This is a genomic window from Devosia sp. ZW T5_3 (assembly GCF_044987315.1).
GTDB lineage: Bacteria > Pseudomonadota > Alphaproteobacteria > Rhizobiales > Devosiaceae > Devosia.
Genome location: NZ_JBJDRE010000002.1, coordinates 180,698 through 193,140, shown reverse-complemented (window position 1 = coordinate 193,140; position 12,443 = coordinate 180,698). Strand labels below are relative to the sequence as shown.

13 protein-coding genes are annotated in these 12,443 nt (G+C 61.0%); all 13 read right to left on the bottom strand.

Going from position 1 to position 12,443, the window contains the following annotated elements; translation table 11 throughout:
• Window positions 1-8: 8 nt before the first annotated feature.
• The 13 genes from nuoG to ACI3KW_RS03340 all read right to left on the bottom strand — a co-directional run bounded on the left by nuoG (window position 9) and on the right by ACI3KW_RS03340 (window position 12,422).
• On the bottom strand, window positions 9-2,075 hold the full coding sequence (nuoG, locus tag ACI3KW_RS03400; protein ID WP_404846937.1) for an NADH-quinone oxidoreductase subunit NuoG: 2,067 nt from the start codon (window positions 2,073-2,075) through the stop codon (window positions 9-11).
• Window positions 2,076-2,080: 5 nt separating this feature from the next.
• Window positions 2,081-3,388, bottom strand: a complete 1,308-nt coding sequence (gene nuoF, locus ACI3KW_RS03395) for an NADH-quinone oxidoreductase subunit NuoF (protein ID WP_404846936.1) — start codon at window positions 3,386-3,388, stop codon at window positions 2,081-2,083.
• 2 nt (window positions 3,389-3,390) lie between these two features.
• Window positions 3,391-3,594 (bottom strand): hypothetical protein, encoded by a 204-nt coding sequence (locus tag ACI3KW_RS03390; RefSeq protein ID WP_113120400.1) that lies wholly within the window; start codon window positions 3,592-3,594, stop codon window positions 3,391-3,393.
• A complete protein-coding gene (gene nuoE / locus ACI3KW_RS03385; protein ID WP_404846935.1) occupies window positions 3,595-4,902 on the bottom strand; it encodes an NADH-quinone oxidoreductase subunit NuoE in 1,308 nt (435 codons plus the stop codon).
• Window positions 4,902-6,095 carry an NADH-quinone oxidoreductase subunit D gene (locus ACI3KW_RS03380; RefSeq protein WP_404846934.1) on the bottom strand — a complete coding sequence of 398 codons (1,194 nt, stop codon included), beginning with the start codon at window positions 6,093-6,095 and terminating at the stop codon, window positions 4,902-4,904. Before ACI3KW_RS03380 ends, nuoE begins: the two co-directional genes overlap by 1 nt.
• The gene (locus ACI3KW_RS03375) at window positions 6,092-6,709 is read right to left on the bottom strand and encodes an NADH-quinone oxidoreductase subunit C (RefSeq protein WP_404846933.1); all 618 of its coding nucleotides are present in this window, start codon (window positions 6,707-6,709) and stop codon (window positions 6,092-6,094) included. Before ACI3KW_RS03375 ends, ACI3KW_RS03380 begins: the two co-directional genes overlap by 4 nt.
• 11 nt (window positions 6,710-6,720) lie before the next feature.
• Window positions 6,721-7,302, bottom strand: coding sequence for an NADH-quinone oxidoreductase subunit B family protein (locus tag ACI3KW_RS03370; protein WP_113120396.1), 582 nt, complete (start codon window positions 7,300-7,302; stop codon window positions 6,721-6,723).
• Window positions 7,293-7,658 carry an NADH-quinone oxidoreductase subunit A gene (locus ACI3KW_RS03365; RefSeq protein ID WP_035096883.1) on the bottom strand — a complete coding sequence of 122 codons (366 nt, stop codon included), beginning with the start codon at window positions 7,656-7,658 and terminating at the stop codon, window positions 7,293-7,295. Before ACI3KW_RS03365 ends, ACI3KW_RS03370 begins: the two co-directional genes overlap by 10 nt.
• 432 nt (window positions 7,659-8,090) lie before the next feature.
• Window positions 8,091-8,657: an outer membrane protein gene (locus tag ACI3KW_RS03360; protein WP_404846932.1), complete on the bottom strand. Its 567-nt coding sequence runs from the start codon at window positions 8,655-8,657 to the stop codon at window positions 8,091-8,093.
• A gap of 293 nt (window positions 8,658-8,950) precedes the next feature.
• Window positions 8,951-9,502: an outer membrane protein gene (locus ACI3KW_RS03355; protein ID WP_404846931.1), complete on the bottom strand. Its 552-nt coding sequence runs from the start codon at window positions 9,500-9,502 to the stop codon at window positions 8,951-8,953.
• Between the two features lie 192 nt (window positions 9,503-9,694).
• Entirely contained in the window at window positions 9,695-10,423 is a 729-nt protein-coding gene (msrA, locus tag ACI3KW_RS03350; RefSeq protein ID WP_404846929.1) for a peptide-methionine (S)-S-oxide reductase MsrA, read from the bottom strand.
• 130 nt (window positions 10,424-10,553) lie between these two features.
• A complete protein-coding gene (locus ACI3KW_RS03345) occupies window positions 10,554-11,675 on the bottom strand; it encodes an epoxide hydrolase family protein (protein ID WP_404846927.1) in 1,122 nt (373 codons plus the stop codon).
• An 81-nt stretch (window positions 11,676-11,756) separates the two neighbouring features.
• Window positions 11,757-12,422: a helix-turn-helix domain-containing protein gene (locus tag ACI3KW_RS03340; protein ID WP_404846926.1), complete on the bottom strand. Its 666-nt coding sequence runs from the start codon at window positions 12,420-12,422 to the stop codon at window positions 11,757-11,759.
• Between the last annotated feature and the right edge of the window lie 21 nt (window positions 12,423-12,443).

Below are 12,443 nucleotides of genomic sequence, written 5' to 3'. Positions count from 1 at the left end.
ATGCTCCCCTACTCCGCTGCCTGGCGCAGGCCAGCGGCCAATGCGGCGGATTCGCCCATGACGGCGGATGCGCGGGCGATCGGATTGCTGAGATAGAAATCCGCCACCGGCGACACGAAAGCGGCCTTCTTGCCCTTGGGCGAAGTCTTGGCGAGCTTGGCGATATCGGCCGGCTTGCCTTCGGCAATGGCATCGATACGGGCCAGATGTGGGAATTCCGCATACATGGCGGCCCGCAGCTGTGCCAGCGAATTGAAGGCCAGCGGCTGGCCGGCCACGGCCGACAGGGCGCGGATGATGGCCCAGTCTTCCTTGGCTTCGCCCGGGGGGAACACGGCGCGGTTGGTCACCTGCACGCGGCCCTCGGTGTTGACATAGGTGGCGCTCTTTTCGGTGTAGGCGGCGCCCGGCAGGATGACGTCGGCACGATGCGCGCCATTGTCGCCATGGGTGCCGATATAGACGACAAGCGTGTCGCCGAGTTGGGACATGTCGACTTCGTCGGCCCCAACCAGGAACAGCACATCGACGCCACCGGCCAGCATTGCGGCAGTATCGGCAGCGCCCTTGGCCGGCACGAAGCCGACATCGAGCGCACCGACGCGGCTGGCGGCGTTGTGCAACACGGCAAAACCGTTCCAGCCGGCTTCGATTTCGGTGTTCGACGTCGCCAGCTTGGCGGCAGCAGCCAGCACGTCCGCAGTCGCGGCGCCTTCGCCCACGATCACCAGCGGCTTCTTGGCCTTGGCCCAGAGCTCGGCAAAGCTGCCCTTGCCGGCGGCAAGATCAGCCAGCGAATCCGAGCCATTGCCCAAATGCTGCACTGTGTAAGTCAGATCGGCATTCTCACCGATCAGGCCGATCGGCAGGCCGGTCGCGCGCCACACCTTGCGGATGCGGGCATTGAGCACAGCAGCTTCGCGGCGCGGATTGGTGCCGATCAGCAGGATGGCGTCAGCCTGTTCGATCCCGGCAATGGTCGGGTTGAAAATGTAGGAGGCGCGGCCATTGGTCGGCGACAGGGCCGAACCGGCAGGACGTGCATCCACATTGCCCGAGCCGAGCGAAGCCAGCAGCGCCTTGAGCGCATAGAGCTCTTCGGCACCGACCAGATCACCGGCGATAGCGCCGATGCGGGCGCCGGGCTTCTTGAGGGCCTTGGCGACGGTCTGGAATGCATCATCCCAGGTGGTAGCGCCGAGCTTCTTGTTCCGCCGCACATAGGGGCGGTCGAGCCGCTGGCTCTTGAGGCCATCCCAGATGAAGCGGGTCTTGTCGGAAATCCACTCTTCGTTGATCGCCTCGTTGATACGCGGCAGCACGCGCATGACTTCGCGGCCACGGCTATCGACACGAATGGCCGAGCCAACGGCATCCATCACGTCGACGGATTCGGTCTTGGTCAGCTCCCATGGGCGGGCATTGAAGGCATAGGGCTTGGAGGTCAACGCGCCCACCGGGCACAGATCGATCACATTGCCCTGCAACTCGCTGGTCAGCGCCTTTTCGAGATAGGTGGTGATCTCGGCGTCTTCGCCGCGACCCAGCAGACCCATCTCGGCAATGCCGGCGACTTCAGTGGTGAAGCGGACGCAGCGCGTGCAGTGGATGCAACGGTTCATCGAGGTCTTGACCAGCGGGCCAATATACTTGTCCTCGACGGCGCGCTTGTTCTCGGCAAAGCGGTTCTTGTCCACGCCATAGGCCATGGCCTGGTCCTGCAGATCGCATTCGCCGCCCTGATCGCAGATCGGGCAATCGAGCGGATGGTTGATCAGCAGGAATTCCATCACGCCTTCGCGGGCCTTTTTGACCATTGGCGTATTGGTGAACATTTCAGGCGGCTCGCCATTGGGGCCGGGCCGCAAATCCTTGACCGACATGGCGCAGCTCGCCTGTGGCTTGGGCGGACCGCCCTTCACCTCGACCAGGCACATGCGGCAATTGCCGGCGACAGACAGGCGCTCATGATAGCAGAAGCGCGGAATTTCCGCGCCTGCGGCCTCGGCCGCCTGCATCAGCGTGTAATAATCCGGAACTTCGACGAGTTGGCCGTCAACCTTGATATTTGCCATCAGCCTTACTCCGCCGCAATCGACGGCACGGCGCCATCGGAGGTGGACGAATATGTGTACTGGTCGATCCGCGCCTCAATGACGTGGCGGAAATTGCGGATCAGGCCCTGGATCGGCCACGCAGCAGCGTCGCCGAGTGCGCAGATGGTGTGGCCTTCGATCTGCTTGGTGACTTCGAACAGCATGTCGATTTCGCGCTTCTGGGCGCGGCCTTCGACCATGCGCTCCATCACGCGCATCATCCAGCCCGTGCCTTCGCGGCACGGCGTGCACTGGCCGCAGCTTTCGTGCTTGTAGAAGGCCGAAAGGCGCCAGATTGCCTTGATGATATCGGTGGACTTGTCCATCACGATGATGGCCGCCGTGCCCATCGACGAGCCGACCTCGCGCAATCCGTCGAAATCGACGATGGCGTTCTGGATCTTCTCGCCGGTGACGCAGGGCACCGAGGCACCGCCGGGGATCACCGCCAGCAGATTGTCCCAGCCGCCGCGCACGCCGCCGCAATGCTTTTCGATAATGTCCTTGAAGCTTTCGCCCATGGCTTCTTCGAAGGTCGCCGGGCGGTTCACATGGCCCGAAACGCACATCAGCTTGGTGCCGGTATTGTTGGCGCGGCCGATCGAAGCAAACCAGGCGCCCGAACGGCGCAGGATCTCCGGCACAACAGCGATAGACTCGACATTGTTCACAGTGGTCGGGTTGCCATAGACGCCCATGCCGGCTGGGAATGGCGGCTTGAGACGCGGCTGGCCCTTCTTGCCTTCCAGCGATTCCATCAGCGCGGTTTCTTCGCCGCAGATATAAGCGCCAGCGCCGTGATGGACGATGATGTCCAGATCCCAGCCGTGGATATTGTCCTTGCCGATCAGGCGAGCTTCATAGGCCTCCTCGACGGCGCGTTCTAGGTGTTGGCGTTCACGGATGAATTCGCCGCGCACATAGATAAACGCCAGATGCGCATCCATGGCGCGGGCAGCCAGCAAGCACCCTTCGACCAGGTGGTGCGGATCGTGACGCAGAATTTCGCGGTCCTTGCAGGTGCCGGGCTCGGATTCGTCGGCATTGACCAGCAGGTAATGCGGGCGGCCGTCATTGACCTTGGGCATGAAGGTCCATTTGAGCGCAGTGGGGAACCCTGCCCCGCCACGGCCACGCAGGCCCGATGCCTTGACCTCATTGGTAATCCAGTCGCGCCCGGAGTCGATAAATTCCTTGGTGCCGACCCAGGCGCCGCGAGACCGCGCGCCTTCAAGGCCCCAGTGGCCCTGGCCATAGAGATTGGTAAAAATGCGATCCTTGTCAGCGAGCATGATCAGCCGTTCCGCTTCCGCAAGTATGAAAACCAGGCAGCCACTCCGATGGCCGCGCCAATGGCGCCCAGCAAAGCCGGCGGGGCACCTGGAATAAGATAAGCAACAAGGCCCTGGGCAATGATCATGGCAATAACCACAAAGCCCACGCCCATGGCGTAGTCCTTGCCGGTCAATTTACCAAATTCGATCTTGCCCTCAGCCATCTAGCGCGGGTCCTTCCCAAATACCTTGCGGTATTCTTCGATCCCGCCCTTGGCGAGTGCCTCGGCCTGTTGCAGCCAGTTATCGCGCGCAACGCGACCCTTGAAGCTCAGCGAGTCCTCAACCTTGGCAATATCCTCGGCCGAGAGCTTTGCAACCTGGCTCCATTGGGTGATGCCCAAAGCGTTGAGACGACCCTCCAGCACGGGGCCAACGCCCGAAATCAGCTTGAGGTCATCCGGCGCGCCATCCGGGGCCTTGAACAGCGGCGTTGCACCACCCTTTTCTGCCACGGGATTGACTTCGGCAGGATTGGCCTTGGGCGCCTTGATAGCACGGGTTTTTGCGGTGCCGGCCGGCGTCGCACCATGCGCGGGCGCGGCATTGGTGGCCTTGCCTGGAGCTCTGCCCCCGTCGACCTTGGCGGCATCGGATTCGGCGCCGACTGCGGTTTCCCGCATCGCCTTGTTGGGCTTGCCATTCGCCTTGGCCGCAATATCGGCCGCCTTGCGCTCGCCTTCGGCCTTGGCCTCGGAAACCTTGGCTGGCTTGGGCGTTCCCTTGATCGCCGGAGCGGATTCAGCGGTCACGTCCTTGGGCTTGGCCGCCGTGGTCGGCGCGGGGGCGGACGGCGCCGCTGCGGGAGCCGCAGCTTCTACTGGCGGCGGCGGTGGCATGAACTTCTCGCGCTTGGCGCCCGGCTTTTCCAGCAGCGTAGTGCGGCCGCCTTCGGCAGCCGAATTGAGCCGCTCGATCTGCGAGCCTGCCTTGATCGTATCGCCCTTGCCGGCCTGGAAAGCGTCGATGATTTCTTCGAGCCGTTCGGACGTCAGGTCTTCATAAGTGTCGTGAAAAATCGCCACCATGGGTGCGTTAACGCAAGCGCCGGCGCATTCGACTTCTTCCCAGCTCAGCGTGCCATCTTCGTTGAGATGGTGCGGATCGTGGTGGATCTTGCTCTTGCAGACCTCGATCAGCCCCTCGGCGCCACGCAGCATGCACGGCGTCGTGCCGCAAACCTGAATATGCGCCCTGCTGCCGACCGGCTGCAGCTGGAACTGGGTATAGAACGTGGCCACTTCGAGCACGCGGATATAGGCCATGCCCAGCATGTCGGCGATCGTTTCGATCGTCGCGCGGCTGACCCAGCCATCCTGATCCTGCGCCCGCATAAGCAGCGGAATAACAGCAGATTGCTGACGGCCGGCCGGGTAAAGCCCGATCTTCCATTCCGCCCATTTGGCGTTGTCAGCAGTAAAGGCGAACGCGGCCGGTTGAACCGACTCGTCCGCAAGGCGACGCGCAACCATCAGCGATCAACCTCTCCGAACACGATATCAAGCGAGCCAAGGATGGCCGAGACGTCAGCCAGCATGTGACCGCGACACAGGAAATCCATGGCCGACAAATGCGCAAAACCCGGCGCACGGATCTTGCAGCGGTAAGGCTTGTTGGAGCCGTCGCTGACCAGATAAACGCCGAACTCGCCCTTGGGCGCTTCGACGGCGGCGTAAACCTCGCCGGCCGGCACCTTGTAGCCTTCGGTATAGAGCTTGAAGTGATGGATCAGCGCTTCCATCGACTTCTTCATCTCGCCACGGCTGGGCGGCACGACCTTGCCATCGAGCGAGGACACCGGGCCCTTGCCGTCGGCGGCGTTCAGCTTGGCCACGCATTGTTTCATGATGCTGGTGGACTGGCGCATCTCTTCCATGCGGATGAGATAGCGATCGTAGCAGTCGCCATTCTTGCCGACCGGGATGTCGAAATCCATTTCGGCATAGCATTCGTAAGGCTGGTTCTTGCGCAGATCCCAGGCAGCGCCCGAACCGCGCACCATCACGCCCGAAAAGCCCATATTCCACGCGTCATCGAGATCGACCACGCCGATATCGACATTGCGCTGCTTGAAGATGCGGTTATTGGTCAGAAGGCTATCGATATCGGCAAGGGCCTTGGGGAAGGTCTCGCAGAAGGTTTCGATATCGTCGATCAGCGCCTGTGGCAGGTCCTGATGGACCCCACCAGGGCGGAAATAGGCGGCATGCATGCGGGCGCCCGAGGCGCGCTCATAGAACACCATGAGCTTTTCGCGCTGCTCGAAGCCCCAGAGCGGCGGCGTCAATGCGCCAACGTCCATGGCCTGGGTCGTCACGTTCATCAGGTGGGCCAAAAGGCGCCCGATTTCCGAATAGAGCACGCGGATCAGCTGGCCGCGGCGTGGCACTTCAAGACCCAGCAGCTTTTCGACGGCCAGGGCGAAAGCATGCTCCTGGTTCATCGGCGCCACATAGTCGAGGCGGTCGAAATAGGGCACGGCCTGCAGATAGGTCTTCTGCTCGATCAGCTTTTCGGTGCCGCGATGCAGCAGGCCGATATGGGGATCGACACGTTCAACGATTTCGCCGTCCAGCTCCAAAATCAGGCGTAGGACGCCGTGAGCGGAAGGGTGAACCGGCCCAAAGTTGATGGTGAAATTGCGGACTTCGGCTTCAACGGTCATTGCTTGGCCTTCTCGTCACCAGGCAGCACATAGTCAGTACCCTCCCAAGGCGACAGATAGTCAAAGGTGCGGAATTCCTGCATCAGCTTGACCGGCTCATAGACGACCCGCTTGCGCTCTTCGTCATATTTAACCTGAACGAAGCCGGTAACCGGGAAGTCCTTGCGCAGCGGATGCCCATCGAACCCATAATCGGTCAGGATGCGGCGCAGGTCATTGTGACCGGAGAACAGCACGCCATAGAGATCGTAGGTCTCGCGCTCGAACCAGTCGGCGCCACGGAACACGCCGGTAATGCTGGGTACCGGCATCGTGTCGTCGGTCGTCAGCTTGATGCGGATGCGCTGATTCAGATGCGGGCTCATGAAGTGGTAGACCACGTCAAACCGCTCATCGCGTTCCGGGTAGTCGACCGCCGTCACGTCGGTGAAGCTAATGAACCGGCACTTCGCGTCGTTGCGCAGGAAAGTGGCAACGGCCACAATTGCGTCGCGCTCAATGGTCAGTGTCAGCTCGCTATAGCTGATTTCGTTGGCAAGAATCACACCGCCCAAAGCGCCGGCAATGTGCTCGCCCAGCGCGGTCAGCGGATCAACCTGGATAACCTCATCCATGAAATGGGGTCCTAACGTTCGATGGTGCCGGTGCGCCGAATCTTCTTTTGCAGCAAGAGGATGCCGTAAAGAAGCGCTTCAGCGGTCGGGGGGCAGCCGGGGACATAGACGTCCACCGGCAGCACGCGATCGCAGCCGCGCACAACCGAATAGGAATAGTGATAATAACCGCCGCCATTGGCACAGCTGCCCATGGAGATGACATAGCGCGGCTCTGGCATCTGGTCGTAGACCTTGCGCAGAGCCGGAGCCATTTTATTGGTCAGTGTGCCGGCAACGATCAGCACATCGGACTGGCGCGGAGAGGCGCGCGGGGCGGTGCCGAAACGCTCGATATCGTAGCGGGGCATCGACATCTGCATCATCTCGACGGCGCAGCAGGCCAGCCCCGTTTGCATCCACATCAGCGAGCCCGTGCGGGCCCAATTGACCAGTTGCGATACGGTGGAAACCAGGAAGCCCTTGTCCGCCAATTCGTCCGTCACGTCAGTGAAGAACGGGTCATTGGCGCCTGCAGGCTTATTGGTGCGCGGGTCGATGAGCCCCGTGGGACGCGGCGCGACCAGCGTAGCGTTCTGTTCGCTCAATCCCATTCGAGAGCCCCTTTCCGCCATTCATAAATGAACCCGACGGTCAGAACGCCGAGGAAGATCATCATCGACCAGAAGCCGAACCAGCCGACATCCCGGAAGGCCACGGCCCAGGGGAAGAGGAAAGCCACTTCGAGATCGAAGATGATGAAGAGAATCGAGACCAGATAAAAACGGACGTCGAACTTCATGCGCGCATCGTCGAAGGCTTCAAAGCCGGCTTCGAAGGCGGAGACCTTTTCGGGGTCTGGGCGCTTCACGGCAACAATGAAGGGCGCCACCAGCAGAGACAGTCCGATAAGACCGGCAATGCCGATGAAAATGACAATGGGCAGATAGTCGCTGAGCAAATCAGTCATGCGGCAGCCTAACACTCAAGACCGACAGGAGAAGCCGGGAAACGCGAGAGTTCTGCAAGCAATTGGGGCAAGCGAACCAACGCGGAAGTTGATGGCTTGGGATTAGACCTTTGGCTAGCGCGTTTCAAGGGAAAGAAAATATGAGAAGAATAATCATATATCGATAGGGCGTGAGAGCGCCAATTTGCCGTGCTGGCAGGCATTTCGGCGGCAAACATTTGCGTGAAAATGGGTAGTCACGGCATACGCACTTGATGCGCTGATGCTAACGGACTGTGCACGCTGACGGTCCTGATAACGCGCTTCGCGTGCACCTTGAGACAACCGAATCACGAAGCCAAACGCAAAACGGCGAACCACACGAAGTGGTTCGCCGAATTGGGCTTACAAGATTTAGTCGACGGGGCGCGAACGCCCCGTCAGGTATAAATCTTAGAAGTGGTAGGAAACGCCGACGGTTGCCTTGGCAGCGTCGAAGAAGTCGTTGCCAACGGCGTCGTCGAAGTAGCCGTAACCAACGACCTGGCCACGAACGGTGACCGAATCGGTAACAGCCAGTTCAACACCGGCACCGAGCTGGTACACGCCCTGGTTGTCATCAATGCCAACGCCGCGACCGTCGATGTTCTCAACGCCGGCACCAACCAGCGCATAAACCAGAACCGAGTCAGTCACGATGGCGCCAACGCGACCATTGATGAAGAACTCAGCCGAGTCGATGTCGTCGTTCCAGACGTATTCTGCAGTGCCTTCGAGGCCCAGCAGGATCGGATCAGCAACGATGAAGTTCACGCCGACGTGGGCACCGAGGATACCATAGGTATCGCCGTCCCAGAATTCGCCGCCGCCCTGGACACCAGCGTAGAGGCCATCCCAAGAGAAACCGGCTGCTTCATAGATCGGAGCAGGCGTGGTCGGGATGATGAGGTCGGCGGCCTGAGCACCACCAACGAGCAGCGCGGCAGCAGCCACACCGAGAGAAAGCGAACGTACAAACATATCTTGCACTCCCATAGAGTTAACCGTAGTCGACCGATAAATGCCCCACGAGAGGGCCGCTGACAAGCCTTACCAAGGGCAAATTTGGGGGCTCGGATAAGATTCAATGACCATTTGGGGGCTTGTGTTGCATCAATACCGCGCAATTGGTTCAATTTGACACAAATACGGCTTGATTGGCACTTGCTCGTGGCCACCAGACGGCAGAATCAGGGCACAGCGCCGGTCCAAAGCCTTGCCCAAAAACGAAATAGCCCCACCATAGGCAGGGCTATTGGGCCGCTTGTCAAGAATCAGAAGTGATAGTTCGCGCCAACGGTAAACTGGTTCTTGGCGTTATCACCCGATAGCGGGAAGCTGCGCAGATATTGCGCCTCGACCGAGACATTGCCGGTGATCGCCATTTCGACGCCGGCGCCGAACAGCATGTCGTCTTCCTCAGGGGCGCCAAGGTCGAGCCCATAGCCACCCGCAGCATAAACGGCGACATCATCGGTGACGGCCAGGCCGGCGCGGCCCAGGATCTGGCCATAGCTGGTTTCCCCGGCCCCGTCATTGCCTGCAAGGCCTTGCACGGCCACTTCGGCACCCAATAGGTAATAGTCGAATTGCGCGTTGACGCCGGCCTGGACGCCCAGGCCGTATTGCGTGCCGCTGTCCTCGCCATTCTGCGCGACGCCATAGACGCCTGCATAAAAGCCGCTCCAGTCGAAACCAGCAGGCTCGGCAACGGGCATTTCAACGGGTGTAGAGGTGGGAACGGTGATCATGTCGGCCGCAGCAGCAGCCCCTGTCGAAAGGGTGGCGGTCAGCGCGGCGATAGCGAATGCCTTGAACAGTTTCATCGCTGTTCTCCCCTGCTATTGAGACCGTCTATGACAGGAACCCGCGATTTGCCTGCTTGGTTCCGTAGCGGCCCGACCACTTACTCCTACGCCGGCTTACTGGCAGAATGGCGCCCCTCGCGGGGCCAAAAAATGGCACTGCCAGCAGTTTGCATGTGACTCAGGGCCGGGCCGCGCGCCCTGCCCTTCTCTTTATAACGTGCCGACGAGCACCGGCTGGTCACGATATTCATCGGGGAACAGCGCCTTGAGCGCCCCGATCTTGGGCAGGTCATTGGCCACGATATAGGGCCAGGTCGGGTTCAGCGTCAGGAAATCCTGGTGATATTGCTCGGCCGGATAGAATGCCTTGAACGGCTCGATGGTGGTGACGATCGGCCCTTCGAACAGCCCGGCCTTATCGAGTTCTGCAATGTAGGTTCGGGCTAGCTCCGCCTGGGCATCGTTGACGGGAAAGATCGTCGAGCGATACTGCGTGCCGTGATCAGGGCCCTGATAATTGAGCTGGGTCGGGTTATGCGCGACTGAAAAATAGATCTGCAGCAATTGGCCATAGCTGACCACGGCGGGATCATAGGTCACCTCAACGGTTTCGGCATGCCCGGTGGTGCCGCTGCCGGTCTGCTCGTAAGTGGCGGTCTCCGCTGCACCGCCCGAATAGCCCGAAACGGCATTGGTGACGCCGACCACGTGCTGGAACACGCCTTGCACGCCCCAGAAGCAGCCACCGGCGAATACCGCCGTTGCTGTTGGCCCGGATTCGGCGATGTCACTGGAGGGTGCCGGAATGACGACCGGTTTCTCTTCGGCCCGCGCTCCTGCCTGCCAGGCGCCAAGCAATAGGACCGGCACAAAAAGCAACGCCGCCAGAGCAGCGCGGGTCAGCGGAGCAGTCAAGGGGATGGCGGACGATCGAACCATGGGACGGACCTCTGCGAGCTGATGTGCGCGGCTACGCTTTATATATATGGGCTAAAGCGCGCGGCGGGGCAGCAGCATCACGTCGAAATGAAGCGGGACGTGGCGGCACAAACCGCCACATCCCTGCCCGCTATTTGAGGCCGTTGAAGAAGGCCGTGACCTCGGCCGCCCAGACCTGCGGCACTTCCAGCGCGGCGAAGTGGCCGCCGCTATCGAGTTCCGTCCAGCGGGTGATGGTATTGCCATCTTCGCTGAAGCGGCGAACGGCCACTTCGTCGCGGGCGAAAACGGCCACCCCGGTGGGAACACCCGAATTCGGTTTGGGCGACCATGCCTCTGGGTCATGGGCGTTTTCGTAGTAGAGACGGATCGAGGACGCTGCCGTGCCGGTGAACCAATAGACCAGCAGATTGGTCAGGAACTTGTCTTTGTCCACGGCATCGGGGCTATCCCCGAAGCCGGTAAACATATCGGCCAGCCAGGCAATGAGGCCCGCAGGCGAGTCGGCGATGCCATAGGCCACGGTCTGGGGACGGCTGGACTGCAGGGCGTTGAAGCCAAAGCGCTCGGCCATGAACTGTTGCAGGCGCTGCAGCCGGGTCTTTTCGGCATCGCTGAAGCTGGCAATATCGCTGGGCTCGATCGGGCCCATGGGAATGAAGCCCATGGTGGCGGCGTTGACATGCACGCCGATGACCCGATCGGGTGCGGCACGGGCAATGGCCGGCGCAATCACGGCCCCGGCGTCGCCGCCCTGAACGCCGAAACGCTGATAACCAATGCGCGACATCAATTCGAGCAGGGCATTGGCAATGCGGCCGTCGTTCCAGCCGGCCTCGCGCGTCGGACCGGAAAAGCCGAAACCAGGCAGCGAGGGAATGACCAGATCAAAGCCGGCGGCGGTCAGCGGCGCGATGGCGCCGAGAAATTCGACGAACGAACCCGGCCAGCCATGCAGCAACAGCAGCGGAATTGCATTCTGGGTGCCGGCCTTGATGTGCAGGAAATGAATGGTCTGGCCATCGATCTCGGTGGTGAATTGCGGATGCTGGTTGATAGCGGCTTCCTGGGCGCGCCAGTCGAAGCCGTTTTGTAGGCGATCAATCATGCCGGCGACGAAGTCGGTCGTGGGGCCATAGCTCCAGCCGGCGCCGGGCACTTCATTAGCGAGGATCGTATTGGCCAGGCGCTGGCGCAGATCGGCCAGTTTGGCTTCGGGGATGGCAATCTTGAACGGGGTAATGTCGGTCATTTGCTGCGTCCTTGCTGGTGTTGAAAGTGCATCCTTTCTAGCCAGCGGGGCGATTGCAGGATTGAAGATTTCCGACAAGTTTCAATCGTGGGCGAGCCGACTGGGCGTCACCCCCATGATGGCCTTGAGCGAGCGGATCATGTGCGGCTGATCGGCATAGCCCAACGCGAAAGCCACATCGGCCGCCGGCCTGCCCTGCTGCAACAGGGCCAGTGCCTTCTGGGCGCGCTCGACCTGGGTGAAGGCCTTGTAGGTGAGCCCGGTGGTCTTGAGGAAGTGCCGCTGCATGGTGCGCTCGGACATGGCCATGGGATGACCCGAGACGACGGAGGCAACGAGGCTGTTATCCTCGACGTGGCTGTGGCGCGTCAGCTTGTGGACGAAACCGTCGACCGTATCGAAAGTCGGGATTTCGAGCACGTCCGTGCCAAGCCAGAACCGGTCCCGGCCAATGGTCTCGAGCACAGTGCCCTTATCGCGCATCTGCTCGCCGGGCATCAGCGACATATAGCTGCTGGCCTTGAAGGCAATGGAAAGGATCTCGTCGCCAGCAGTGTAGTGGTGGGTTACGGCTGATGTCGTCAGGCCGGTGCGCAACACGATGGTGCTGTCTGCGGATTTGAGAATGGCAAAATCCCAGCATCCGTCCGGGCGCATCAGCATGCTGCCGTCTTCGGTGAACCGTGTATGGGTCACCGATTGTACAATCGGCGACGACCAGCCGTCCAATCTCGTGACCTTGTTCATGCCACCCGCCCGATTTCGCTG

Coding starts and splice junctions, on each gene's coding strand:
- nuoF (WP_404846936.1), bottom strand. CDS start 3,388: ATGCTCGCTGACAAGGATCGCATTTTTACCAATCTCTATGGCCAGGGC.
- ACI3KW_RS03365 (WP_035096883.1), bottom strand. CDS start 7,658: ATGACTGATTTGCTCAGCGACTATCTGCCCATTGTCATTTTCATCGGC.
- ACI3KW_RS03345 (WP_404846927.1), bottom strand. CDS start 11,675: ATGACCGACATTACCCCGTTCAAGATTGCCATCCCCGAAGCCAAACTG.
- nuoG (WP_404846937.1), bottom strand. CDS start 2,075: ATGGCAAATATCAAGGTTGACGGCCAACTCGTCGAAGTTCCGGATTAT.
- msrA (WP_404846929.1), bottom strand. CDS start 10,423: ATGGTTCGATCGTCCGCCATCCCCTTGACTGCTCCGCTGACCCGCGCT.
- ACI3KW_RS03355 (WP_404846931.1), bottom strand. CDS start 9,502: ATGAAACTGTTCAAGGCATTCGCTATCGCCGCGCTGACCGCCACCCTT.
- ACI3KW_RS03390 (WP_113120400.1), bottom strand. CDS start 3,594: ATGGCTGAGGGCAAGATCGAATTTGGTAAATTGACCGGCAAGGACTAC.
- ACI3KW_RS03375 (WP_404846933.1), bottom strand. CDS start 6,709: ATGGATGAGGTTATCCAGGTTGATCCGCTGACCGCGCTGGGCGAGCAC.
- ACI3KW_RS03370 (WP_113120396.1), bottom strand. CDS start 7,302: ATGGGATTGAGCGAACAGAACGCTACGCTGGTCGCGCCGCGTCCCACG.
- ACI3KW_RS03360 (WP_404846932.1), bottom strand. CDS start 8,657: ATGTTTGTACGTTCGCTTTCTCTCGGTGTGGCTGCTGCCGCGCTGCTC.
- ACI3KW_RS03340 (WP_404846926.1), bottom strand. CDS start 12,422: ATGAACAAGGTCACGAGATTGGACGGCTGGTCGTCGCCGATTGTACAA.
- nuoE (WP_404846935.1), bottom strand. CDS start 4,902: ATGGTTGCGCGTCGCCTTGCGGACGAGTCGGTTCAACCGGCCGCGTTC.
- ACI3KW_RS03380 (WP_404846934.1), bottom strand. CDS start 6,095: ATGACCGTTGAAGCCGAAGTCCGCAATTTCACCATCAACTTTGGGCCG.